Source organism: Shewanella scandinavica (assembly GCF_031932065.1).
Classification (GTDB): Bacteria; Pseudomonadota; Gammaproteobacteria; order Enterobacterales; family Shewanellaceae; genus Shewanella; species Shewanella baltica.
Genome location: NZ_JAUOES010000028.1, coordinates 19,172 through 44,111 on the forward strand (window position 1 = coordinate 19,172; position 24,940 = coordinate 44,111).

A 24,940-nucleotide genomic window follows, 5' to 3' on the forward strand; every position below is an offset into this window, starting at 1 on the left:
AACAGGCGCGAGAAAAAACGTTAACTGGGCTGGGTATTGTCAGGGGCAAAATCTGATAGTTGGGCAGGTTTGCCTGACTCAAATGACGCAAATGGTACGCCATCTAACACGCGCTCATTTTTAAATACACGGATTTCAGAATCAGGTAACTGCGTCATCAGTAATGACAAGATAGTGTGCATCTTATCCAATGGGCAATGAAGACGAATACTTGCACGTAAGCCCATTGTTCGTACATCCGATTGGCAGGCAATAAATGGACGATTCCGCGTTACCTTAATCAAATGACGATGCCCATTTTTTACAGGACTCTCGTAAGTAGTCTCTACATTTTTAAAACCAGTAAAGAAAAATGCCCCCAGAGCCATTCCACCTGCACCAACCAGCGCTGCAGGGCCTAAAAAAGCCACCCCGACAATACAAACCACCACCCCAAACCAAGCCAGCCCCCGCACTACCGCGTAGGCAGCATCCGGAATAGCATCATGATAGGTGGTAACTAACCCCTCGGTGGTGAGCCGATAATGGTACTGTTTGTCGGCCAACCAGAGGTAGCGGATAAATGGCGCAAAAATCAATGCCATGAAAAAAAAACCATACCATTGGTCAGACTCATACCAGTGCGCCACCAAGCCAATCAGCACCATTATCCCGCAGGGAATAATGACAACGAGCCACCCTATGCCATACACGGTCGCTACCTTAATATCCCACTCATAGAGGGTGGGCGCCTCACGCACCCGCTGCTGACGTAGCTTATTGAGCCGGTCTTGCTCCTCTTGGGGTAATTGCAGGAACTCACTGCGCGGCAGGTCTTCATACCGACTGTCGTCCAACGGTTGTGTCTCTTGCTCTGTCGACGCCGACTGCTGCGGCGCTGCTTTATTGTTCATCCTGTTACCTCTCGGTAGACTCTACTTGTAGCGTGGGCATCGCCAAGCGTAAATCCAGTCATCCATTTTAAATCAGCAACATAATATGCTCTCGGCCTACCCTCAAGCGAATATTTACTGAAACAGTTTTAAGGAAAGTAATAAAAGTAGCTAGATGGCCAGCGAGGGAAGTGGAGACTGATTTTAAAGAGTATGTTCAAAACTTATCTGAGTTCTGCAAGAGCACGGCATACAAACCTCAATATTTAATACTTATCCAAAACAAGAGTCGCCGTTAACAACTAGGTTATTGAGCTTAGTTGTATCTCGTTTCTGTTGATGAATAATTGACAGATATAATCATATAGTTAGAATGCCAAGCTGTTGAAACAGAACAGGTTGGCGTCAAATGAAACCTGATCTGGTTCCACATCACTAACGCTCTCAGTTGATCAAGTGAGTAGATCATACCGAAGCAATGCAGTTTTTCACATATAAACAATGGAGTGGTTATGCGTTGGTTGACTTGGTTGGTCGTGTGCTGTTCTCTCACGGGATGTGCAACGATAACGTCGAGGATGGGAGAAGATTCAACTTGGGGTCATTCTTTCTCAAGTGTGCAAACGGCTGTTGATAATGGCGAGGAGTGTATGATTATCTCCGCGTTGGCGGCCCCGCCCTTGCTGCTCTTTACCATCCCACTGACACTCGTTGATATGAGCAGTGCGTTGATCATCGATACTGTTATGCTACCTGCAGATTTAGCGATCACGCCCAGCGATCCCAAGCTCCACACCCCGCGACCTATGGTCTGCCGCTATGACTACAAGATTTAAGCATGATCGCACCCAATAAATAACCTCAAGTTGCCTGTGTGACGGTGAGTTAACGCCGACATACGGGAACGACCATGTCGCGGTTTGCCTCCCTGAGTGTTGTGTCTTGTTAGTTATGCCTTGTTAGTTGCAGTTACGTAGTACAACCTAGCCTAGTAAGCCATTTTAAATCATTTAAGTTAGCGATTTGCTTTTATCACATCAAGTAACAGCTTGATATCGGCCATATCGTTGTAGATATGCGGCGAAATCCGGATCCCCATGCTGCGAGCATCGACGCTAATATTCGCGTTTGCTAATGCCGTCATGATTTTATGTTGTTGCCCACCAAACTGTAGAATCAGTGTACCGCTGCGCTTCTCAACATCACGTGGCGATACAAACTCATGCTCAAGCTCCTGCGCCACAGCATCAATCAACTGCTGATTACATTTACGCAGCAAGGAGACACCTAAACCCGCCAGATAATGAATACTGTGAGCGGCAATGGCATAGGGGGCGATTGAAGGCGTTCCACCCCAGAAGCGCATTGCGGAGTGCTGATAACGAAAGTCGTGGATATCAAATTCGAACGGATTCTCATGGCTAAACCACCCCACATCCTTAGGTTGGCAACGATCCAAAATGGCAGGGTTAATCCAAAGATAGGCTGCACCAGGGCCGCCGCAGAGCCATTTCACACTCGACCCGATTAAAAAGTCAGGTTGTAGGCGCGCGAGATCTAGCGGAATAATCCCCGCCGATTGCGCCACATCCACTAAGCTCAAACAGCCTCGCTCACGGGCTATGGTAAAAATATTGGCTAATGGCGCTTGCTGCCCAGTATTCGAGTAAGCATGACTAACAAACACCAGATCCACATCACGACTGATATGCGCGTCCCACACATTAGGGTCAGTGATATCGAGCCCTTTAGGAATAAAACGTACTTCGCAACTGGCAGGCAGTGCTTTTTTAAGGGCGAAACCCATGCTGGGGAAATCAATCTCACTCATTAACACAACGGCGTGTTCGCGATTTAATCGCTCGAGTGACATGACGATTTTAGTCAGCGCACTGGAGAGATTAACCTGAGGGCAAAAGTCCTTTTGGTGGCCGTTAAACAGTTTAGATAAGGCGAAAGTAAAATCATCAATCACACTCAGCCACTGACCCCAAGGTTCGCGCCCCGACTCCTGCCAAGGCGCAAAAAAGGCTTCTTTGAAGACCTGTTCGGTCGATTTTAACGGTCGACCGACGGAATGATTCAATAGATATCCTGGACCCGCGAGGTAAAAGTCCTTTTTATAGTCTGCAAACATAGTGTTATCTCAAACTCTCTTTCAGTTTCTTAATCTCATCATAACGCGTCCGGATGTCGCTGCGCTGAGCGGCGGCACGCCTATCTCTGAGTCGCTCCAATGAACCGAGTAGCACATGCAGTGGCGGACCACTGGCGGTGACCTTAGCTAAATGCTGCTGCTCCATCGTTGTCGAAGGCTCGGCAATATATTTAGTCACTAACTCATTATGGTGCTGAATCGCAGTCTCGCCATGTAATTCGCAGACTTCAATAAAGAGTCGCAAGTTTTCTTGATACCAATCTTGGGTTGAGCAGTCTTTTGCCTGCAGAAAGTCATCCATCAAATTCGGCCGACGCATGCACTCGCGCAATATCTGTTGATCCTCAGGCATCATGTATAAAAACTTGTCCACCAGCATTTGCGAGTAGGAAGCCTCATTGGCGAAACAAAGACCTAGCGTTAAATCGATGACATTAATCCCCGCAAAATCCCCTGCATTGGCGCCGCGATAAATAACCAAGCCCACCCGATAAGGTTTGTAGTAAGGGCGAACACAGTAAAAGAAACGATCCGTATCTAATCGATTGAATAATTGAGTGTTCGACTCAATCACATCCTGCAATGCCTGTTTGGCGACCCGCAGTAAATCGTGGCTGATAGGATGGGAAATGCCCAAAGGCTGGATTTTCAATAACGCATCGGCAGCGCGTTTATAGGCCAAAATGCCTTTAGTGTTGTAATCCACAAACAGCTTTTCAGCGCTCAGATCGGTAAAGCGTTTATAAATGCCATTGTGGGCACGATTATGGGTAGTTAAATGCGCAGTGGCAAAGCGCGGCGTGACACCTATTGAAGCGCCAATGTGCATGGCTAGCGCGGAGGCTTCGGCTAATGGTGAGGTGGTTTCCCGTGAGGGCTCAGTAATTTCATGGCGTCGACAAGCTGCCATGTATAGCCCCACGTTACCGAGTAAATCAAAGGCACTGTCGAACCCTTCGTCGGTATTCCCCTCATCGAGCAAGGCCTTAATCAATCCTCGGCCTTCGCTCTCTAGCGCCAACTTAGCTTCTGCGCCAATATCGAGCACATTGGCCCGGTCCGTTTGTTGATAATAAAGCTGTTCTAGCTCTGAGTTGAGTTCCACAAAGCGACTGCGGATCCAATCATCGAAGGCTTCGGTATTAAAGGTGGCAGGTTTCACGGGCTTATCCTTGAGTATTGTTATCGTTCTTGTAAACGGAGCGAGCGCTAAGTCTTAGCCCTTTCCGTAAAACTCGTTAACCAGAATGCAACTTATCGCCATGCGTTTCTAGCGCTAGCTCAAATTTATGAAAATTCTAATGCCACTTTTTATTTACACCTTGCTCCAGCGCAAGTTATCAAAATCAATCGCCTCGCAAAATAACGCCAAATACAGATAGTCCTAATACAAATAGCGCGGCAGGTTCCGCAGGAGTAAATCAAAATGATTTTAATGGAATTTATTGTCGTACTCGGCTGCTTGCTGCTGGGTACCCGCTACGGCGGTATGGGACTCGGCCTCATCAGCGGCATAGGTTTGTTTTTACTGATATTTGTCTTCGGTTTAGCGCCGGGACAACCGCCAGTACAAGTTATGCTAACGATTCTTGCGGTGATCGGCTGTGCGGCCGTATTACAAACCGCGGGCGGTTTGGATGTGATGATGCAGTTTGCCGAGCGCCTACTGCGCCGCCATCCACAATACATCACCATTCTGGCGCCGCTGACCACTTGGACACTCACCTTTTTGTGCGGTACAGGCCATGTGGTTTACACTATGTTCCCAATTATTTCCGATATCGCGCTGAAGAAAAATATTCGCCCAGAACGCCCAATGGCTGTGGCATCCGTCGCCTCGCAAATGGCAATTTGTGCTTCGCCCGTGTCGGTAGCGGTTGTGTCTATGGTGTCGATTCTCGCATCGCAACAAGGTGTAGGCCGCGCCTACAATCTGCTCGAAATTTTAATGGTGTCAGTACCTGCATCGCTTTGCGGCGTCATGGCCGCAGCGCTTTGGAGTCTACGTCGCGGTAAAGATTTAGATAAAGACGAAGAGTTCCAAGAACGGATTCAAGATCCTGTCCAAAGAGCTTTTATCTATGACAAGAGCGAAACCCTGCTAAACCAACGTTTTCCTAAGGAAGCTTACTGGGCAACGGGGATTTTCTTTGCGGCTATCGCCGCTGTGGTGCTGCTAGGTTCCTTTAGTGAACTGCGCCCTGCCTTTGAAGTTAAAGGGAAAACGACCTTATTATCGATGAACTTAGTCATCCAGATGATGATGTTAATTGCGGGGGCATTTATCCTTATGACCTGTAAAGTCAAACCGACAAACATTTCTAATGGACCCGTCTTTAAAGCGGGCATGGTGGCGATTTTCTCAGTATTTGGGGTGGCGTGGATGAGTGATACTTTCTTCATCAGCCATATGGATGTGCTTAAAGAAAACCTGTCCCACGTGGTGCAAAGCCAGCCTTGGACCTATGCCTTAGTGCTGTTCCTTATCTCTAAGCTTGTTAATAGCCAAGCGGCCGCGCTGACTGCCATTGCGCCTATGGGCCTCGCCTTAGGGGTCGATCCAAAACTCTTGATCGCTTTCCTCCCTGCAAGCTACGGGTATTTTGTGCTACCTACTTATCCAAGCGATCTGGCCTGTATCGGCTTTGACCGTTCAGGCACAACTAAAATAGGTAAGTTCATTATTAACCACAGCTTTATCATTCCAGGTTTTATCGGCGTGGGTACCGCATCGACCGTCGGTTATCTGCTGGCGACAGCCTTGCTCTAGTCTGTATTTCACAAATAATAAAGGCCGCGATGCGGCCTTTATGTTGAATAGGATTAAACGCTAGGTTTAAGCGCGATACATGGCCAAAAACATCTTGATATTGGCGTCGATAATCGCTTGCTGGTGCTCATCATTATTTTTCATATGGAACAGCTTAGGCCAGAATGCAAACGCCTTAAACATGCCCCAAAACTGAGTCGATGCCATTGCAATATCGTCGATATTCAGCGCCTTGTGTTCTACCGCTCCCGCAAGCCAAGCTTCGAGTCCACCTTCTTGCTTCGCAAGCTTCTCCATCGCTTCAGTCGCTTGGACAGGCGAGCGAATAAACTCTGCCATCACCACCCGCGCCACATCAAGAAACTCAGGCTGCTGATACAAAGCCCAGCATCGATGCGCAATTTGCTGCAACTGATCTTCAAGACTCTGCGCCGGATTGTAAACTAAGGTCGCCGCTTCTTTCGTCCGCGCCCACAACTCTGTGGTTGTGGTATCAAACAGCACTTCCTTGCTCGGAAAATGGTTATACACAGTACGTTTAGAGACATTAGCCCGCTGGGCGATCCTGTCCATACTGGCACCCACAAAGCCATTGACCATAAACTCTTCCCGCGAGGCACGCAGAATCGCCACACGTTTCTGCTGAGAGTTTGTCAATTTAATGGGTTTGTCTGCCATGTTTTCCTACGCCATAAAAATCATTTGTCGACATTTTACACTATCCAGTTTACTTTTACACCGCCGCATGTAAACTACACTGTGTAGTTTACTTTTTTTTGATATTGTAAATGCGATTTAAGATTGTCTTGACCTTACTACGACTCGGGAGCTTTATCATGGCCACTCAAACAAAAACTGACGCAAATACTAAGACTTCGGCCCATGTTAAGGGTGACACATTCAGCAATGAAGCTCCCAATACCCACAGTGGTGAAGGTAATTTACTTTCTATTTTATGGCGTTACATGACCGAAAGCATTCCTGATAAGAGTCCAAACCAAGCACTGCCAATCCAAAAAATGCAGCTAAACCCCACTGCGGATGCAACACCTATGCTGTATAAAATCAGCCATTCAACAGTGCTGTTACAACTCAACGGTCAATATTGGTTAACCGATCCTGTGTTTTCGAAACGCGCCTCGCCAAGCCAAATGTTTGGGCCAAAACGATTCCACGAGTTGCCGATCGAACTCGATAATATTCCAGCGCTCGCAGGGATTATTTTGTCCCACGATCATTATGATCATTTAGATAAATACAGCATTTTAGCCCTCGCCGAGCGCACGCAAAAATTTATCGTGCCACTGGGCGTAGATAAACATTTGCTCGCGTGGGGCGTGCCTGCCAGCAAGATAGTCGCGCTCGATTGGTGGCAAGAAACCCAACATGCGGGTCTGAGTTTTACCGCGACGCCGGCACAGCACTTTTCGGGCCGTGGTATCACGGACAAAAACCAAACCCTGTGGGCATCTTGGGTTATTCAGTCCCCTGAACTAAAACTGTTTTTCAGCGGTGATTCCGGTTACTTCGACGGCTTTAAAAAGATTGGCGACAGACTTGGGCCTTTCGATTTAACCTTAATAGAAACAGGTGCCTACGATGAGATGTGGGCAAATATCCACATGCAACCAGAGCAATCACTGCGGGCGCATTTAGATCTGCGGGGACGACACTTAATTCCGATACATAACAGCAGCTTCGATCTCGCGCTACATAGTTGGTACGAGCCATTGGAACGCATAGCCGTAGCCGCCAAGGCCTATGACGTGCCGCTGCTTACGCCGGAATTTGGTCAAGGGATCAACCTGAGTGAATTAGCCCATAGCCCAGCTTTGAATCACGCTTGGTGGAAAGCCTATTTACCCAAAGACAGAACCGAGTTTGAAATCATTCCGGCGCGTATGAGTTCAGATAAGTTTTAAGCTGAACTCTTATCAGCTCGTGTATCTAAACCTTTATCAGTACGCTTAAAAACGTTGAATCAGTGGCTCTCCAACAAAAGAGAGCCACTGCGGTTTACCATTCGACAGATTCCCATTTGTCGGCGCTCAAAAGCTCACAACTTAAGTATTAAGCTTCTTCCTGCTAACGCTAAACCCTAGACGACAGCTTAGTTACAGGCATAAAATCGCTTGCCTTGTCATTTTTAATATCCAACTGAATTAACGGTATTAATGCTTCAGACTGGCCATATGCGGATGAATAAAATCGCGGGAACAAGAAGTAGATTGGTGATTTGAATCTTTAGAAACGCCATGATCAATTAACATTCACCTTATATGGTCGCATTCATGTCTGTGCTCACTTGGCTAAAAAAACATCTTCATAGCGCCTTTCATGGCAACAGCCCACTAGAGCGACAAGCTGACTTAGCCGCCATTTTTCATCCAGCGCAAATGCCCGACATCGACTTGCCGACAAACCAAGCCTATCCGCTAGTGACGCCAATATTGCAGGCCGATATTTATGCCTATCAAGTTCACGGCTTACTGACCTTAGAAGGCAAGCAAACCTTAGATACGTTGATTGGCAATGCAGGTTTTGCGGTATTGCCCGAACATGCCGCCAGCTTTAATGGTCTGATAATCCATACTACCCAAGCGACCAGCTTGCAGCTCCACCAATATGCCGATTTTGCGGGGATCTGCGTCAGTTTAATCACCAACGACAAAGCACTATTAGAACAACTGATTGCGTTCAAATCGACTTTACCTCACCCTTGGGACAGCTTTCCCGATGTCGATCCCGATACACTCGGCAGTCTTCAAGGGAATATCGATTTTTGGTGCAACTATTTTTGGCGCCCCTATTGGCTGTCACTTTCAGCATCTGAGCGCTTGCAGTACCCCGTAAATTGGCAGGAATTCAGTGATTTTCATTAGAGCTTGAGAAAAGCACTAAGGCTTAATGCAGGATAAAAAATGAAGTTAACATATGTTGGATTAGCACTCGCGTTACTGCTACTTGGCGGTTATCTGATCCCTGAGTCACCGGTGATCCCGGTAAAAGGCGCCAGCAGTAAAGATTGGAACAGCCAAACCTTTTGGTATGAACCTTGGGGCCCATCGGGCGTACATAAGGGGATAGATATTTTCGCCGCCAAAAACACCGCCGTGATTGCGCCAACGCCTATGCTGATCTTCTATCGAGGCGACTTCTTTAAAGGAGGCAATGTGGTCGTTGGTCTAGGTCCTAAATGGCAAATTCATTACTTCGCCCATTTAGCGCAAATTGAATCAACAACGGGATTAATTGCCCACCAAGGTGAAACGCTGGGTACTGTCGGCGATACGGGTAACGCTCAAGGTAAACCGCCACATTTGCATTATTCCATTTTGAGCTTATTGCCTAAACCTTGGCTGATAGATACTTCAACCCAAGGATATAAAAAGGCCTTTTATCAAAACCCCATCACCTACTTAGAAACACACTAAGACTTAGGTGATGAGTCACAGTGCGGCTTCGCGACAATATCAACTACAAATGAGGGTTCAGCAACTCGCCATGTCGGCAAACTCACTGAATGCCAGCATGGCCGACACATTATACGAAGAAATGAACGGAGACTTATGATTCAGCAGACTCGCTATCAAGAGTCACAGAGTTAACTGCCGCAGCATCCACTGCATGCGACTCGGTATCGGCCTCTGCAGCTAATGATTCCCTATCCGCCTTCGCAATGTATTTAGGTTTATTGCTCGATTGCAGTTTGGCATTGGCCTTTTTCGCCTTGCTCTTCAAGGTTTGGTTTATCTTCTTTTTGCGGTTCATCAAGGCACCAATGCAGATACGGAATAAAGGGGCGCGATTATAGCCTTCCACCTGCACGCCAGACAATCGAAAGCACTAAGTCAGATCGCCTCCGGCCATCAAACCCACGCCCAACGCTAACCAAATTAACAAGCCTAGTTAACAAACCGCGTTTTCAAGCCAAGTCATCAAGTTTGCGACCAAACCATCAGATAGAGAAAGCCATGCTAAACGCTAAATAAGGCACTATCTTACCGACACGAACTCGCACTAGGTAACCCTCGGGGTTAAATCTCGATACCGAGTCCTGTGTCGCAATTTTGAATACTGCCGCCAAATTGCGCAATTTCCGCGAATACACAACTAGACAAGCCGTAATTCCTGCCCTAAAATCGCGTCAGAATAAAAATCACTATCATTTGCAATGTTGTTTAACGGAAGAATCTAATGCCAAGGAATTCGGTGTAGCAAATCCACCCCTTAGCAGGAAGTTATATGACGTTCAAAACCTCGTTTGTTGCTCTCGCCGTCTTTGCGGCACTCACCCAATCCGCTGTGGCACAAGAAACATCCGATGCGGGAACGAATAAAAACAAAGATATTGAAAGAATAACTGTCACCGCGAGTCGGATGGATAAATCCCCCAGCTCAATTCCCAATACCGTCACTATCATCGACCGCGCCCAATTAGAAGAACAGTTCCGTACCACTAAAGATTTGTCGACCATTATCGGTAACTTGGCTCCGAGCTTTTCGCCAAGCCGCCAGAAGATGAGTAACACAGGCGAAACCCTGCGTGGTCGTCCGCCGCTGATCATGATCGACGGCGTACCGCAATCAAACCCACTTCGCAGTGGGGGTCGCTCGGGTCAAACCATAGATCCAGCCATGATTGAGCGTATCGAAATCATTCACGGTGCCAATGCAATGCACGGTCTTGGTGCCCAAGGCGGCATCATCAATTACATCACTAAAAAACCGACGGGTGACAGCGAACAGGTTGCCAGTTTCGATGTGACAGTTCCTGATTCGATGAAATCCAATGGCTTAAGCTTTGGTGCCAGCTATGCGTTTTCTGGCGAGTCAGAATTTATCGACATGATAGGTTCGGTTAGCTACCGCAATAATGGCGTCTATTATGATGCCAACCATAATGTCGTTGGTGTGGATACGACTCAAGGCGAGTCGATGGACAGCCAAAGCACCGACTTCTTCATTAAGCTTGGCCACAACTTCGACGAGTCGCGCCTTGAGTTAATGGTTAACCATTACACCGCAGACAACAATGGCGATTGGATGCCCGTTGCTGGCGACAAACCCAATGGCGTGCCCACGGGCGCAGTTAAAGAAACCCAGCCATGGGAAGCGGCTAACAACCAAGTGACCACCACCAGTTTGACTTACACCCACGCCAACATTGGTGGCCAACAACTTAACCTACAACTCTTTAATCAAGATTTTAAAGCGGTTTATGGTGGCGGCTGTTTCGACAGTTTCTACGATCCATCCTTCGAAGGTAGCGACCAAGTGATCCAGTGCGGTGTCGGCAGTAAAGGCGAAAGCTTATACTACGAGCAATCGCGTAATGCTTCAGTTAAATGGGGTTTAAAAAGCTCATTGATTGCTAAAGATATTGCGGGTTCAGGGATTGATGCGGCCTACGGTGTCGACCTTTTCCGCGATACCACAGAGCAAGATTTAGTGAAAACGGGTTTTTCGTGGGTTCCGGAAAGCACCTATGACAACGTCGCGCCATACTTGCAGTTAGATTATGATTTAATTGAAAATCTAACCTTATCGACCGGTGTTCGTTACGAGCATGCCGAGTTGAGTGTCGATGACTACAAAACCCTATGGGGTGCGGGCAACAAGCAAATTGCAGGCGGTTCGGCCACCTTCGATGAAACCTTATTCAACGTCGGTATCTCCTACAAAATCACCCCAGACATTCGCGTTTATACCAGCTATAACCAAGGTTTTGGTATGCCGGATATCGGCCGTATTCTGCGTGATGGTAAAAGCTTCCCCGGCGACAATCCCAGCATAGATGACTCATTGGCGCTCACGCCGATCGTCACAGATAACGTCGAAGTCGGCGCCGATTACCAAGGTAAATACTTAAGCGCTAAGTTTGCGTATTATCGTTCGGCCACTGATTTTGGCTCACGTTTAGCCTTAAATGGCGATGGTTTCTACGATGTGAAGCGGGAAAAAAGCGTGATCGAGGGGATCGAAGCCAATGTTACCGCCTACCTCACCAGCAATGATGATCTCGGTATGAACATCGCCATTCAACAGGGCGAATACGATTCAAATGGTGATAACAAAGTCGATACCGATCTCGATGGCGCGAATATTTCGCCAAACCGTATCAACCTGTTCTGGACCCATAACTTCGATAATGACATGTCGACCCGCGTTCAAGCCAACTACTACATGGACCGCGACTTTAAAAATGCTGCGGGCAACAAGTATGCGGAATTTGATGGCTATACCACAGTCGATGCTTCCTTCTCTATGCCGCTTTACACTGGCACCCTGAGCTTAGGTCTGCAAAATCTGTTTAATAAGGATTATTTCAATTATTACTCACAAACCATGGGTACAAATGATCGTTATTTCAAAGGCATGGGACGTACTGCGACAATAGGCTACACCTTGCCTTTCTAAGTGAAAGGCTCATTTTGAAGCATAAAAAAGCGCAATAAAATTGCGCTTTTTTATTGTGTGGAAGAAAGCAATTTATGCCTTGGTCACGACCCAGAGTGCATGTAATAAACCGGGGAACCAGAACAGTAAACACAACACTATGTTTATCAGCAGATCTTTACCCGCTCCTGCCTTCAAAAATACGGCAACAGGAGGCAATAGAATCGCAATAATGACTAAGAGTAATTTATTTGTATCCATAACAGGGCATCCTTAAAACGGAGATTGTAGGCGAATAAACAGGGTCTAACTTCGCAGGAAGACTCAGAATTTGCAAACATTTTAGCTTACAAGACAGCAAATAACCCAAGTTATTCTCTAAATAAAGGCACTTAATATCGCCATAAATTCAAAAGAGGATACAGCCCGCCTCCTACCAATAAATACAGATTAAGATATCCTATAAACTTCAACCGAAAATGCCGAAAAGCATCTATAGTTAAAGAAAAATATGAAGTAAAAGAATGATATTTGATCCCCAAGCCCTATTACTCATCAAATTTATTTGCCTACTGGCCAGCACCGCAGCCGTAGCATGGGGACTCATTGCTAAACCCTTACAGATTGCCACTCAGGCCAGTATGCGCTTTTCTCTAGCGAACTTGTTCGTCCTCCTTGGCATCATACTCAACAGCCAACGCTCCGAAGCCTCTAGTTACCTTTTTTGGTTCTGCTCCGATATGGCGATTTTATTTGGATTCATCCTATTACGCTGGGGCACTAAGGCACTCTTCAGACTGAGTCCCAGCGTTAAATCTGACCTTATTCTCTTAGCAATCACAGCAGGTGTGATGCTCTCGGTTCCCCCCAACTTCAGCTCCGAACGCACCTTAGCCGTTGCTTTCTCCGCCTGCGCCGCACTGATTTTTACCATGCTGACGCGGGATAACTATCAGGCCATCAAACGCGATACAGGTAACCGAGTCGCCATCGCTATGGTAATGCCTTTAGTCGCCATGGTGGGTATTTTTACCATTCGTATCTTTATCGCCCTGTTGTCTCCCGAAGAAAGCCCGATATTTATCGCCATGCACACCCAAGAAGCGATACCTGTACTGTGGTTTTATGTATTTCTAACCCTATTAATCAATATCGTGATGATAGGAAATGCCATGACGCGACTCGTCAGCAAAATCCGTATGTTAGCGGAGCGGGATCAACTCACAGGCCTGTGGAATCGGCGGGCTATGCATAAGTTTCTCAACAATATCCATCAACGCTGGCTAAAGGATAATGTGCCTTACAGTATGATTTTATTGGATCTTGACCATTTTAAAGAGATTAACGATCAATACGGCCACGATGCGGGTGATCTCGCCCTATTGACGGCGGCGAGACTGTTTGGATCAGTATTACGTGAAAATGATGCCCTATGTCGTCACGGTGGTGAGGAGTTTCTGGTGATTTTGCCCGCGACCGATGCACCCGCTGCCAGAGCCGTTGCCGAGAAATTGCATCAAGTACTTAAGGATAATTCATTTATCTGGCAAGGTGTTACGATAAAAATCCATGCCAGTTTAGGTTACGCCACTATCTATCAAGGATGCCAGCCAGACAAGCTACTCATGCAAGCGGACCAAGCCATGTACCGCGCCAAATCTGAGGGCCGAGATCGTATTTGCCAAGCTTGCTAGGCTTTCGCAAAATCTTGCTAGCCTCACGCAAAAATAACGCGACTCGTATTAATCCCCTTTCGCTGGCCAAGCCAAAGTATCGGGTTCAGACCACTCAATCAGCGCTTCAGTCACACCTTCAGCGGCAAAATGTTCACCTTGAGTCGGCACATCCCTATACGCATAATCACGCCAGCCAGTCGCTTCATCGCCATAGCGAAAATGCAGACAGTAGGCATGCAGATAACAACGATCCGCCACCGCGCCACCGTATAAATCATCACCTAAAATCGGCACACCTAAGCTTGCTAAGGCGACTCTTAATTGATGGGTTTTACCCGAATGGGGTTTCAGTAAATATAAACGTAATCCCTCGCTGACACTCAATGAAAAAAACTGCGTAATCGCCGGATTTTCTTTAGTGCGCAGCAGTTTAAACATGCTACGCCGCGACTTTGCCATGTCACCAATCACCCAGCCTTGCTTCTTCTTCGGCTTGCCTTTCGCGAGGGCGAGGTAATATTTCTGCACTTTATGAGCGGTAAATAGCTCAGTAAATTGCTTGGCAGCGACGGCGCTTTTGGCCAGAATCAACAGACCGGACGTGGGCGTGTCTAATCTATGCACGGCAAAAAGCTTAATCCCCAGATCTTGCTCAGCCTGCGCCACTACGCCCGCTGTTCCGTCCTGACTGTGAAAATGCACTTTGGCTGATTTGGAGATAATAAGGAAGTCAGCCTCATCGGCTATGATTCGATACATGGAGTTCTCGACGCTGTAATGCGGATCATCGACTTAAAACTTAATAGTGACCACTAAGCCGGGATGATTATCCGTGAGATTAATTTTGGCATTGTGCCGTGAGAGAATCGCTTTGACCATAGATAATCCTAAACCTGTACCCTGTAAATGCCGGCTGGGGTCGAGGCGCACTAAGCGTTCGAACACTCTTTCTTTACTGTCGTCGGGAATACCGGGGCCATTATCGCGGATCTGAATTTGCGGGCCTGATTGGATAATTTCAATCCGCGCACCTTGGCCAGAATACTTCATCGCGTTATCGACGAGATTATATAAAGCTTGGAATAATAAGTATTTATCACCAAATACCTTATGGTCAGCCAACAGCGACAAACTCAAGGTTTGCTCATTGGATTCTGCCACGGCATCGGCCATGTCCAACAAATCGGTACACAGTTGCGCTAGGCTTAACTCCTGCAAATCGAGCGTCTGCTGACCTTCTTCGATACGCGTGAGTGACAACATGGCATCAAATGTCGCTAAACAATGGTCGAGCTCCTCGGTCAAAATGGCGCAACCCTCGCTAATCTCATTGCTGGGTTTACTCGCCAGCTCTTCAAGACCAATGCGGATATGTGACAGTGGAGTACGTAAATCATGGGCGATATTATCGGTCGCGCCGCGCACTGCCATCAGGTTATTTTCGAGGATATCCAGCACATTATTAAACTGCAGCGCCAACATATCAAACTCATCCTGACGCCAACTCAAGGGCAAGCGGGTATCATAGTGGCCGCGTTCAATCTGTTCACTCAAGCGGTTGTATTGTACTAATCGACGTAAAATCGCCTTAGAAAACAGATAGCCGAGCGCTAAGGTCAACACTATGGTTAGCATCACGGCTGTCGCTGCGGCGCTGATAAACTTATCAATTAATGTCGCTAAGTTATCGGTACGGGTCGCAATCAACACTGGGCCGTAGCGGGTCATCACCAGCCCGCCGGTAAGAATATGCAGCTTATCTGGGCCACCGGTTAAGATGGGGAAATCTCGCGTTTGCGGCAGCATGGGCATGCCTTCGGGCATAAAGCTCAAGGCACCGACCATATCGTAGCTATTACGCCAAGCGATCAGAGCGGTTTGTGGATCGGCGGCGCGGATTTGAGCGGCAAAACTACGGCGATCAACCGTTAGGGCAAGTTGCTGATAACGTTGGGTCTCTGACTCTAAATATTGAGTCACTTGATACTGTTGCTCGATGATCAGCTGTCGATAGAGGGCAAATAGCAGCGCCCCAATGATCACCGTCACTAAGGTCGAAAAGACGATTGTGATGCGCCAGGCGCTGCTTTGGTAAGGCTTAATGCCTTTGTCGTAAGCGATAACCCGCTCCCCTCACGGTTTCGATAAGCTCGCCATGGCCTAACTCTTCAAATTTACGGCGTAATTTTGCGATATGCACATCGATAACGTTCGTGCGTGGGTCGAAATGATAATCCCACACTGCTTCGAACAACAAGGTGCGGCTAATCACTTGATTCGCATGTTCCATTAGATACTTAAGTAACTGGAACTCTTTTGGCTGCAGCATCAACTCTTGCCCGTCTAAGGTCACATTACGGGTCAGTAACTCCATCTTCAAACCACCGACAACAAGATCTGTGGTGACTGGCACAGATTGACCTCGGTGCATGAGTTTTTCAGCGCGCACTAATAACTCGGAGAAAGCAAACGGCTTAGTCATATAGTCGTCGCCGCCCGCGCGCAGGCCTTTCACTCGCTCATCAACGTGCGCTAAGGCAGATAAAATCAGCACTGGGGTTTGATTGCCCGTTGCCCGTAAGGCGGCCAGTAATTTTAAGCCATCGAGCTGGGGTAACATGCGGTCGAGGATCACGAGATCGTACTGACTACTCGTGGCGAGTGACAGACCTTGGTGGCCATCGCTCGCCGTTTCGATATTGTGGCCCTGCTCAAGAAATCCTTTGACGATGTAATCAATCGTCGTCGCATCATCTTCAACTAAAAGTATTTTCATCTGTATGTTGCGCTCCTCAATCCTAAATACTCGTTTGAGCACTCGATTGACTTAGATGTTTCAATCCCACTTGAGTAAAGGTAACGGGCGTAAATTTTCGACATCAAAAGCCAATTTAAACTTACCCGTATCGTCTAGCAGCTTAAGTTCTAAATAACTGATACCTAAGTCGTGATCTAACTTTGCCTCGGTTAAGAAGGCTTTGTGATCTTTAGTGGCCTTAGCGATTAAGCCTGAAAATGTTTGATCTTTTGCCGCGATCAAACGTGTCGCCTCAACCTCACCGAGATCATCCGCGCTCACTTTACTCGCCTTTTGTTTCAGCAACTTACCATCGCGGGCACGATATTCAAACCGCGTTATAGAATTGGCCAAGGGATTAATCAACTCAAATTGGTAGACTAATTCACCCTCTTGCTCTTCCATATTAAATTCGGCAATCACGCCGGAGAACCCTTTTTCGATCTGCTGCATAACGCTCAGCGGCGGTACATAGTCTCCACCCGCAAACATCGAATACATGCTCTGAGCCGCTGTTGCGACGCCAGATACCAACATGAATCCTAGCAACCATAGTCTCATGGCTCCTCCATATAAATCAGCTAAGTTTGTATCTTATGAGACAATCAGTTAGAAGTCGATGGGACCAATTGTCCCTGGGCGCGATTCCAAGCTAATCCCCCATAATCTACCACTGGATACAGCATCACCTTACATAAGCCTTCACTCAGGTTGGGTCATAAATGGATCAAAAAAACCTTTGAACATCACCTAAGTTATTAGCTTTTAAGCCAAACACTCAATCATCTTGTGGCTAATCTGTTAAGTCTACCTAATACCAGCTGAAACACCGATGGAAACAAGATTAAGCTTTGATCATCTGGGGATTTTGAAGTATGACATTTCCAGTGAAAAACCATAATTTAGCCATTTAAAATCAAGCTGATTGAATTTTAGCGGGTATTTTAGTCTATCTGGGTCATTAAAAAGTACGATTGGCAACTAGGCTGCACTCAACTAAAGTCAGTCTGATAACCAAGCGTCAAGTAATGGCATTTTTTAATCGGAGCGAATATGAAACCAGTCATACGATGGATAAGTTTAAGCTTGTTACTCGTTGCTGCATTAGGCGCCTATGCCTACGGCAGCGCCACAAGCGCCGCTGCATTTATCATCTTAGGCATGCTGTTGGAAGGAACATTTTGGATTGGATTACTGGGTAAAAAACGTCATTAGAGTGCGATATCACATTATTCCAAAATATGAATTTGCTCGGATTTGAGTGCCACTGTGGTTTGCATTCCTTTAGTGAGTGCAAGCTTTTGGGCAAAATGCAGCGAGACTTCGGTGTTAAGTTGTAACTGAGTCCCCGTGACATAGCAGATAAGGCGAACCGACTCACCCATCACCAGCATGGCGTCGATCGTGACATCTAACTTATTAAAACTGCGGCATAAACGCCCTTTGGAAATCGAATTAAACCGAATGCCTTGGTTGGGGATAACCCAACGAACTCGACTTCCCACAGGGCGATCTTTGCCATAGTCACAGGCAATTAACTGTTCACCAAACTTAAGCCAAGTAATGTTCTTAGTGCTGTCTTGAAATACCACTTCACCGTCGAAAATATTCCTTAGCCCCATCTGCCGCGCTACCGCTTCATTGCGTGGCCGCGACAACACTTCAAAAGGTGCGCCCTGCTGTAGCATCTTCCCTTGGCTGATCAAAATCATCGAATCAGCCAGCAACAAAGCTTCATTTAAGTCGTGAGTAACCATAATTACTGGGCAGAGTAACTGCTCTTTGAGGCGCGCCAGTTCGAGATATAAACGCTCGCGGGTTTCCCGATCAACTGCCGAGAAAGGCTCATCGAGTAATAACACTGAAGGTTCGCGGGCAAGTGCACGGGCAAGCGCAACACGCTGACGCTGACCGCCAGATAAATGCGCCGGCAATCTATCAGGTAAACCTTGTAGGTTGACTCGCTCAAGCCAATCTTTAGCGCGCACAATACGCTCAGATTTGGGGATATGATCAAGCCCAGCGACTACATTCTCTAAGGCAGTGAGATTCGGAAATAAGCCAAAATGCTGCGGCATATAACCGATATGGCGTTGCTGCGGGCTTAAGGCGATACGCGCTTTATCATCAAACCAAGGCCGATCGCCAAAATGGATTTGTCCCGTATCGGGATGATTCAACCCAGCGATCATCCGTAGCAAGGTCGTTTTGCCACCGCCAGACGGCCCCACCACAGCGAGCACTTCGCCAGCCTTGCAGCGAAAATCAGCGTTGAGTTTAATGTGTTTATGGTTTTGGATCTGACACCGCAGATCAGCGATGATTTGCGCCACGCTGACCTCCTAAACGCCGTGACAAACTGGTAGTGAGCGCCAAAGCCGTTACCGCAAACAGTAATAACACTAATGACATAGTGCCTGCGGCATTAAAATCGAAGGCTTGCACACTGTCGTAGATAGAAATCGAAATTGTCTTAGTCTCGCCAGCGATATTGCCGCCCATCATCAGCACTACGCCAAACTCGCCGAGCACATGGGAGAAACACAACACCAGCGCGGTTAGCACACCCGGCCACACCATAGGCAATTCAATTTTAAGTAATATTTTAAGTCGGCTCATACCACAACACGCTGCGGCATCGCGGACATCATTCGGCACAGCTTCAAAGGCCCGCTGGATCGGCTGCACCGCGAAAGGGATATTGACGAACACAGAAGCGATAACCAGGCCTGAAAAATGAAACACGAGCTGCTGGCCAGTTAGTTGCTCTATCCATTGTCCGAGCCAACTCTGACTACCGAGCCCCACCAGCAAGTAATAGCCAATCACGGTCGGCGGTAACACTAAGGGCACCATGATCAGCGCTTCGACCCAAGATTTACCGACAAATTGGCGGTAGGCCAAGGCTCGCCCCGCGAGAATTGCAAGGGGGATCAGCACCAAGACTGTGATGCTGCTGAGTTTGACCGATAACCACAGCGCCTGCCAATCCATTGGAATCCTTAACTTACCGGCAAACCAAAACCGTATTGAGTGAATACGGCGCGGGCGGCGTCTGACTGTAGATATTGGTAGAAACGCTCGGCGGTTGAGCTCGCATTAGGCATTAACGCCATACGTTGATTCAGCGGACCGTGGAGATCTGTGGGTAAAGCTAAATAATGACCGAGGGCTTGAAACTGCGGCGCAATTGCCAGTGATAAAGGAATAATTCCGCCTTGAGTCGAGCCGCTGATCGCAAACTGCGCCGCTTGGGAGGCGTTTTCGCCTAAGATCAACTTAGTTTGCAGCTCATCCCATAACCCGAGTTTTTTCAATAACTCACGGGCACGTTCGCCATAGGGAGCATGGTCAGGATTGGCGATCGCAAAGCGCTCTAGCTGGCCCGCTGTCAATAATGCTTTTAGGCCATTGAGTTCGATATCTAGTGCGAGCGGCGAATTTTTAGGGGCGACTAAGGCTAAACGGCCAACAGCATACTGCACGCCCTCGCCTTGGGTAAAACCGACTTTGTTCAGCTCGGCAATATAACGCTCATCGGCACTCAGCAGCATTTCAAACGGCGCACCGTGTTGAATTTGCGCGACAAAATTTCCTGATGAACCATAGGAAACCCGTACTTTGAGACCCGTTTCTGCGGTGAAGTTTTTAACAATGTCATCCAAGGCAAACTTGATATTAGCCGCTGCGGCGATGGCTGGAATCGGCGCATTATCCGCTGCGCGACTGGTCGATGGCACTACCGCCAAACAAAAAAGCAATGCAAAACCAAGGGAGTGGAAGAAACGGGTCAAACTCTGCATTGGGTCACCTCAGTGCCGTGTTTGCGTTAATGTAGAGCTAGCAAGCTGCCTTGCCACTGCGCGTATTTTTGCTGCAACTAGTCTCTGTGTTGCCACAGATTGGCAGCTTGTTCATCGGCATCTTTCGCCTCAACCCAGCTTTTACCTTGCTCGCCCGCTTCTAATTTCCAGAATGGCGCTTTGGTTTTTAAAAAGTCGATTAAGAATTCACAGGCCGCGAAGGCGGCTTTGCGATGGGCGCTGGTTACGCCGATAAATACAATTTGCTCACCTAAGGCCATAGTGCCCACGCGGTGGATAACAGTGACCTTGTTCAGTGGCCAGCGACTGCGCGCCTCGACAACGATTTGTTCTAGCACGGCTTCTGTCATGCCCGGATAGTGCTCTAAGGTTAAGTCAGTCACCGCGGCGCCATCATTAAAATCACGCACTTTACCGACGAAAGTGACTACGGCACCATCGCTATCATCTTGAGCTAACTGCCGATATTCGTCGGCCACACTAAAATCGACTTCTTGCACTCGAACTGCGGGTAATAAGCGCATATTAACCTCCGGTAACGGGTGGGAAAAAGGCGACTTCATCACCATCGTTTACAGGCGTCTCCCATTGACTGATGGTCTGATTTACCGCTACCAGCAATTTGTCTGAGGTTAATACTTTGGCCCATTTATCATCGGTGGCGGCCAGCGTCGCACGTAACGCTTCGGCGGTTTGTGTCTGCTCGCTCGCCTCTAGGCTTAATTTAGCAGTGCCCAATAATTCTCGAACTTGAGCAAAAAACAACACGTTAATCATAGTCTTCTCTCGTTTTTGATCCGCTAAACCTTAAAATGTCCCGACTTGCCGCCGCGTTTTTCTAGCAAACGAACTTGGGAGATCACCATATCTTTTTGCACGGCTTTGCACATATCGTAGATAGTTAATGCTGCCACTGAGGCCGCAGTTAAGGCTTCCATCTCTACGCCTGTTTTGCCGGACAATTTGCACAGGCTAGTGATACGCACGCGGTTATGTTCGGGCTGCGCCTCTAAATCGACTTCAACCTTAGTCAACATCAGTGGATGGCATAAAGGGATAAGATCTGAGGTTTTTTTCGCGGCTTGAATGCCCGCAATACGTGCAGTGGCAAACACATCACCCTTGTGGTGGCTGCCGCTCATGATCATCTCAAGTGTCGTGCTCGCCATCTCGATAAACGCTTCTGCACGAGCTTCGCGCTCGGTAACGGCTTTTTCGGTGACATCGACCATATGGGCGTTGCCATCGGCATTAATATGGGTAAATACATTGCTCATTGGAGCGATCCTTTCGTTTGAGGACAAAACAAAGTGCAAGGGAAATTGGGCTTATACTCGCGCTAAAGCGGCGGCGGTGAAGAACCTAAATACGGGCTAGCCACCAATAGAAGCGAGATGCTGAGTGACACCTGTAATGCCTTGATGCAAGTAATGGGTGGCTTTCTTCTGGGCTAGTTGACCGTGCAAACGCTCAATTAATTCCGCTTGTTGGCTAGAATGCTGCAGCAGATCACGCAAATCGACACCGGATTCGGTGAAGAGGCACAAGTGCAACTTACCCTTCGCCGATACGCGCAAGCGATTACAGCTGGCACAGAAGTTAGTCGCATAGGGCATGATCAAACCAATACGACCTTGATAATCACTGCGGCTAAAGTTTTGCGCTGGACCATCATCGGCGCTCGGCGTATCTAATTGCCAACCATCCGCCAGTAACTGCGCTTTAATGTCAGCGCCCGCTAAATGATGTGCTTCAAAATACTCACGGCCTAAACCCGTTTCCATTAACTCGATGAAACGTAAATCGATTGGCGTGTTTTTAATCCAATGCAAAAAGCGCGGTAAATCTTTATCGTTTAAGCCTTTAAGCAGGACGGCATTGATTTTTACGCGCTCAAAACCCGCCGACAAGGCAGCATCGATCCCCCGCATCACTTCGTCGAATTTATTCTCGCCGGTGATTTGGTAAAACATTTTGGGATCTAAACTATCCACAGACACATTGATACGGCGCAAGCCCGCATCGAACCATTCTTTGGCATGCTTTTCGAGTCTATAGCCATTAGTGGTTGTCGCTATGGTGTGAATGCGCGGGTTATCGGCGACGACACGGATGATGTCGGTAAAGTCTTTACGCAGGGTGGGTTCGCCGCCTGTTATGCGGATTTTTTGGGTGCCGACCTGGCTAAATGCAGAGACTAAGTTTTCTATCTCATTGAGAGATAAAAATTTTGGCTTGCCGTCAGGATGATAACCGTCGGGGAGGCAATAACTGCATTTGAAGTTACAAACGTCAGTGACTGACATCCGCAAATAGTGAAATTTTCGACCAAAGCTGTCTTGTAATTGAGACATGATCACCTTTCCAAGTGTGGGAGGTGAGAGCATTTCTTATCCCACCCCGGTGGCATTATTACCACGGCTACACCTCCATATCTTTCGACTTAGGTAGGCAAGCTCGGAGAACCGTCACCGGTGATTATAGGCCGAAAGTACTCACTAGCTATACCCCTAAACAGGTATTTATTAACCTAGATCACGCTAGCGTGAATAATCTGTGACAGTCCTCACCTAAAGATTTGTACTGAATTAGACTAAACAGCCGCTTAATCCACTGTGACCTTATCTTATTTTCAGGTAAGGTGGTACAAGCAATAAAACGCCCGTTTACAAACTACAACACTCGATAAAAATCGGGGAAACGTGAAGGAAGAGGTGAACTGATGGAACGCGAATCAATGGAATTCGATGTTGTTATCGTCGGCGCAGGTCCAGCAGGCTTGGCCACCGCGTGTCGATTAATGCAAATATCACAGGATTCAGGTAAAGAAATTACCGTCTGTGTGGTCGAAAAAGGCTCAGAAGTGGGCGCGCATATTCTGTCAGGCGCAGTGTTCGAGCCAAAAGTGCTAGACGAACTGTTCAGCGACTGGCGTGAAAAAGACGCCCCAGTGAAAACCGCTGTCACCCACGACGAAATCTACCTGCTCAGCTCCGCCACCGACGGCCGAGTGATGCCTAATGCCTTTGTGCCAAAAACCATGCACAACGACGGCAATTTTATTATCAGTGTCGGTAATCTATCCCGCTGGCTTGCCAATCGCGCCGAAGAACTGGGTGTCGAAATATTCCCCGGCTTTGCCGCCAGTGAATTGCTATTTAACGTCGATAACAGCGTTAAAGGTATTTTGATTGGCGATATGGGAGTAGGCGCCGATGGTGAGCCTAAAGACAGCTTTATGCCCGGCATGGAACTGCACGCTAAATATACTGTTTTCTCCGAGGGTTGCCGCGGCCACTTAGGCAAGCAACTGATCGAAAAATACCATTTAGATAATGGTAAAACACCCCAGCATTACGGCTTAGGTTTCAAAGAAATTTGGAAAGTCCCCGCCGAGCAACACGAGCAAGGCAAAGTGGTGCACACAGGTGGCTGGCCATTAACTGAGGGCGCATCGGGCGGCGGCTTCCTTTATCACATGGAAGACAACCAGATTGCTGTCGGCCTCATTATCGATTTGAACTACAAGAATCCGCATCTGAGTCCATTTGACGAATTCCAGCGCTATAAAACTCATCCTGTGATTGCAAAGTATTTAACCGGTGGCGAACGCCTCAGTTACGGCGCCCGTGCGATTACTAAAGGCGGCTTGAACTCGCTTCCTAAGATGAGCTTCCCTGGCGGCCTGATCATAGGCTGTAACGCTGGGACTCTGAATTTCGCGAAAATCAAAGGCACTCACACTGCGATGAAGAGCGGTATCGTTGCGGCAGAAACCTTAGGCAAAGCCATGATGGCGGGTGTTGAAGGCGGTAAAGATCTCGACTGTTACCAGACTCATATCGAAGAAAGTTGGCTGCATGAAGAACTGCATAAATCGCGCAACTTTGGCCCAGCGATGCATAAATTTGGCACCTATTTAGGCGGCGCATTTAATTACATAGATCAAAACTGGTTTGGTGGAAAGTTCCCGATCACGCTACGTGATGAACACCCAGACTATGCACAAATGGCCTCAGTGAGCGCTTACAGCAAGATTGATTACCCAAAACCCGATGGCAAGCTTAGCTTCGATAAACTGTCCTCAGTGTATCTGTCGAGCACTTATCATGAAGAAGACCAGCCTTGCCATTTACGTCTTAAAGACAGCAGCATTCCACTGGGCATCAACCTGACTCAGTTTAATGAGCCAGCACAACGTTACTGTCCAGCTGGTGTGTATGAAATTGTCGAAGAGGCGGGTCAGCCTAAATTTGTAATCAATGCGCAAAACTGCATTCACTGCAAAACCTGCGATATTAAAGATCCTAGCCAAAACATCACTTGGGTTACGCCAGAAGGCGGTGGTGGTCCTAACTATCCCAACATGTAATTAGTTGCCAACAAATGTTAATAACGGCGCTCAATAGAGCGCCTTTTTTTCATCTTTGACACAAATATCTCA

The 24,940-nt window shown here is 47.6% G+C and carries 26 protein-coding genes and 1 riboswitch; of the genes, 9 read left to right on the top strand and 17 right to left on the bottom strand.

Going from position 1 to position 24,940, the window contains the following annotated elements; all coding sequences use genetic code 11:
- Positions 1-20: 20 nt before the first annotated feature.
- Positions 21-893, bottom strand: a complete 873-nt coding sequence (locus tag Q4Q50_RS18875; protein ID WP_311900612.1) for an immunity protein TsiV2 protein — start codon at positions 891-893, stop codon at positions 21-23.
- A gap of 557 nt (positions 894-1,450) precedes the next feature.
- Here Q4Q50_RS18875 and Q4Q50_RS18880 point away from each other — a divergent pair.
- Complete coding sequence (locus Q4Q50_RS18880; RefSeq protein ID WP_251068942.1) at positions 1,451-1,708, top strand: YceK/YidQ family lipoprotein; 258 nt, start codon at positions 1,451-1,453, stop codon at positions 1,706-1,708.
- Between the two features lie 179 nt (positions 1,709-1,887).
- Here the strand turns inward: Q4Q50_RS18880 and Q4Q50_RS18885 are convergent, their stop codons facing one another.
- Positions 1,888-3,009 (bottom strand): aminotransferase class V-fold PLP-dependent enzyme, encoded by a 1,122-nt coding sequence (locus Q4Q50_RS18885; RefSeq protein WP_311900614.1) that lies wholly within the window; start codon positions 3,007-3,009, stop codon positions 1,888-1,890.
- A gap of 4 nt (positions 3,010-3,013) precedes the next feature.
- Positions 3,014-4,192, bottom strand: a complete 1,179-nt coding sequence (locus Q4Q50_RS18890) for a PrnB family protein (protein ID WP_311900615.1) — start codon at positions 4,190-4,192, stop codon at positions 3,014-3,016.
- 264 nt (positions 4,193-4,456) lie between these two features.
- Here Q4Q50_RS18890 and Q4Q50_RS18895 point away from each other — a divergent pair, with 264 nt between their 5' ends.
- A complete protein-coding gene (locus tag Q4Q50_RS18895; protein WP_311900616.1) occupies positions 4,457-5,800 on the top strand; it encodes an anaerobic C4-dicarboxylate transporter in 1,344 nt (447 codons plus the stop codon).
- A gap of 66 nt (positions 5,801-5,866) precedes the next feature.
- Here the strand turns inward: Q4Q50_RS18895 and Q4Q50_RS18900 are convergent, their stop codons facing one another.
- On the bottom strand, positions 5,867-6,478 hold the full coding sequence (locus Q4Q50_RS18900) for a TetR/AcrR family transcriptional regulator (RefSeq protein ID WP_220591760.1): 612 nt from the start codon (positions 6,476-6,478) through the stop codon (positions 5,867-5,869).
- Positions 6,479-6,636: 158 nt separating this feature from the next.
- Between Q4Q50_RS18900 and Q4Q50_RS18905 the strand changes: the two genes are divergently transcribed.
- From Q4Q50_RS18905 to Q4Q50_RS18915, 3 genes are all read left to right on the top strand, one after another.
- Positions 6,637-7,722 carry an MBL fold metallo-hydrolase gene (locus tag Q4Q50_RS18905; RefSeq protein WP_311900617.1) on the top strand — a complete coding sequence of 362 codons (1,086 nt, stop codon included), beginning with the start codon at positions 6,637-6,639 and terminating at the stop codon, positions 7,720-7,722.
- A 357-nt stretch (positions 7,723-8,079) separates the two neighbouring features.
- The gene (locus tag Q4Q50_RS18910) at positions 8,080-8,682 is read left to right on the top strand and encodes a hypothetical protein (protein WP_311900618.1); all 603 of its coding nucleotides are present in this window, start codon (positions 8,080-8,082) and stop codon (positions 8,680-8,682) included.
- A gap of 39 nt (positions 8,683-8,721) precedes the next feature.
- Complete coding sequence (locus Q4Q50_RS18915; RefSeq protein ID WP_311900619.1) at positions 8,722-9,234, top strand: M23 family metallopeptidase; 513 nt, start codon at positions 8,722-8,724, stop codon at positions 9,232-9,234.
- 133 nt (positions 9,235-9,367) lie between these two features.
- Here the strand turns inward: Q4Q50_RS18915 and Q4Q50_RS18920 are convergent, their stop codons facing one another.
- On the bottom strand, positions 9,368-9,637 hold the full coding sequence (locus Q4Q50_RS18920) for a DUF2986 domain-containing protein (RefSeq protein ID WP_311900620.1): 270 nt from the start codon (positions 9,635-9,637) through the stop codon (positions 9,368-9,370).
- A gap of 408 nt (positions 9,638-10,045) precedes the next feature.
- On the opposite strand from Q4Q50_RS18920, the gene Q4Q50_RS18925 reads away from it, so the two are divergent.
- Complete coding sequence (locus Q4Q50_RS18925; RefSeq protein ID WP_311900621.1) at positions 10,046-12,220, top strand: TonB-dependent receptor; 2,175 nt, start codon at positions 10,046-10,048, stop codon at positions 12,218-12,220.
- A gap of 72 nt (positions 12,221-12,292) precedes the next feature.
- On the opposite strand, the gene Q4Q50_RS18930 is transcribed toward Q4Q50_RS18925, so the two are convergent.
- On the bottom strand, positions 12,293-12,460 hold the full coding sequence (locus Q4Q50_RS18930) for a YqaE/Pmp3 family membrane protein (protein WP_006079767.1): 168 nt from the start codon (positions 12,458-12,460) through the stop codon (positions 12,293-12,295).
- Positions 12,461-12,723: 263 nt separating this feature from the next.
- Here Q4Q50_RS18930 and Q4Q50_RS18935 point away from each other — a divergent pair, with 263 nt between their 5' ends.
- A complete protein-coding gene (locus Q4Q50_RS18935) occupies positions 12,724-13,893 on the top strand; it encodes a GGDEF domain-containing protein (RefSeq protein ID WP_311900622.1) in 1,170 nt (389 codons plus the stop codon).
- 48 nt (positions 13,894-13,941) lie between these two features.
- Here Q4Q50_RS18935 and Q4Q50_RS18940 read toward each other — a convergent pair whose 3' ends face one another.
- From Q4Q50_RS18940 to Q4Q50_RS18955, 4 genes are read right to left on the bottom strand one after another with little or no spacing between them, the layout of a single operon-like run.
- On the bottom strand, positions 13,942-14,634 hold the full coding sequence (locus tag Q4Q50_RS18940; RefSeq protein WP_311900624.1) for a TIGR01621 family pseudouridine synthase: 693 nt from the start codon (positions 14,632-14,634) through the stop codon (positions 13,942-13,944).
- A gap of 33 nt (positions 14,635-14,667) precedes the next feature.
- A complete protein-coding gene (locus Q4Q50_RS18945) occupies positions 14,668-15,924 on the bottom strand; it encodes a sensor histidine kinase (RefSeq protein WP_311900625.1) in 1,257 nt (418 codons plus the stop codon).
- A 49-nt stretch (positions 15,925-15,973) separates the two neighbouring features.
- A complete protein-coding gene (locus Q4Q50_RS18950; protein ID WP_006079763.1) occupies positions 15,974-16,651 on the bottom strand; it encodes a response regulator transcription factor in 678 nt (225 codons plus the stop codon).
- Between the two features lie 60 nt (positions 16,652-16,711).
- Positions 16,712-17,233, bottom strand: a complete 522-nt coding sequence (locus Q4Q50_RS18955; protein WP_006079762.1) for a hypothetical protein — start codon at positions 17,231-17,233, stop codon at positions 16,712-16,714.
- A gap of 492 nt (positions 17,234-17,725) precedes the next feature.
- Between Q4Q50_RS18955 and Q4Q50_RS18960 the strand changes: the two genes are divergently transcribed.
- Entirely contained in the window at positions 17,726-17,887 is a 162-nt protein-coding gene (locus Q4Q50_RS18960; RefSeq protein WP_300481706.1) for a hypothetical protein, read from the top strand.
- Positions 17,888-17,901: 14 nt separating this feature from the next.
- Here Q4Q50_RS18960 and Q4Q50_RS18965 read toward each other — a convergent pair whose 3' ends face one another.
- From Q4Q50_RS18965 to moaA, 7 genes are all read right to left on the bottom strand, one after another.
- Entirely contained in the window at positions 17,902-19,005 is a 1,104-nt protein-coding gene (locus tag Q4Q50_RS18965; protein ID WP_311900626.1) for an ABC transporter ATP-binding protein, read from the bottom strand.
- On the bottom strand, positions 18,986-19,666 hold the full coding sequence (gene modB, locus Q4Q50_RS18970) for a molybdate ABC transporter permease subunit (RefSeq protein ID WP_011845539.1): 681 nt from the start codon (positions 19,664-19,666) through the stop codon (positions 18,986-18,988). Before modB ends, Q4Q50_RS18965 begins: the two co-directional genes overlap by 20 nt.
- Before the next feature lie 8 nt (positions 19,667-19,674).
- Complete coding sequence (gene modA / locus Q4Q50_RS18975) at positions 19,675-20,475, bottom strand: molybdate ABC transporter substrate-binding protein (protein ID WP_311900627.1); 801 nt, start codon at positions 20,473-20,475, stop codon at positions 19,675-19,677.
- 77 nt (positions 20,476-20,552) lie between these two features.
- A complete protein-coding gene (gene moaE, locus Q4Q50_RS18980; RefSeq protein ID WP_259574404.1) occupies positions 20,553-21,020 on the bottom strand; it encodes a molybdopterin synthase catalytic subunit MoaE in 468 nt (155 codons plus the stop codon).
- Between the two features lies 1 nt (position 21,021).
- Positions 21,022-21,273, bottom strand: coding sequence for a molybdopterin synthase sulfur carrier subunit (moaD, locus tag Q4Q50_RS18985; protein WP_311900628.1), 252 nt, complete (start codon positions 21,271-21,273; stop codon positions 21,022-21,024).
- A 23-nt stretch (positions 21,274-21,296) separates the two neighbouring features.
- Positions 21,297-21,773 (bottom strand): cyclic pyranopterin monophosphate synthase MoaC, encoded by a 477-nt coding sequence (moaC, locus tag Q4Q50_RS18990; RefSeq protein ID WP_006079755.1) that lies wholly within the window; start codon positions 21,771-21,773, stop codon positions 21,297-21,299.
- A gap of 96 nt (positions 21,774-21,869) precedes the next feature.
- The gene (gene moaA, locus Q4Q50_RS18995; protein ID WP_037392248.1) at positions 21,870-22,850 is read right to left on the bottom strand and encodes a GTP 3',8-cyclase MoaA; all 981 of its coding nucleotides are present in this window, start codon (positions 22,848-22,850) and stop codon (positions 21,870-21,872) included.
- Positions 22,838-22,971: riboswitch (molybdenum cofactor riboswitch) on the bottom strand. (Overlaps the previous gene by 13 nt.)
- Positions 22,972-23,218: 247 nt before the next feature.
- Here moaA and Q4Q50_RS19000 point away from each other — a divergent pair.
- Positions 23,219-24,868, top strand: coding sequence for an electron transfer flavoprotein-ubiquinone oxidoreductase (locus Q4Q50_RS19000; protein WP_006079753.1), 1,650 nt, complete (start codon positions 23,219-23,221; stop codon positions 24,866-24,868).
- The last annotated feature ends 72 nt before the right edge of the window (positions 24,869-24,940 follow it).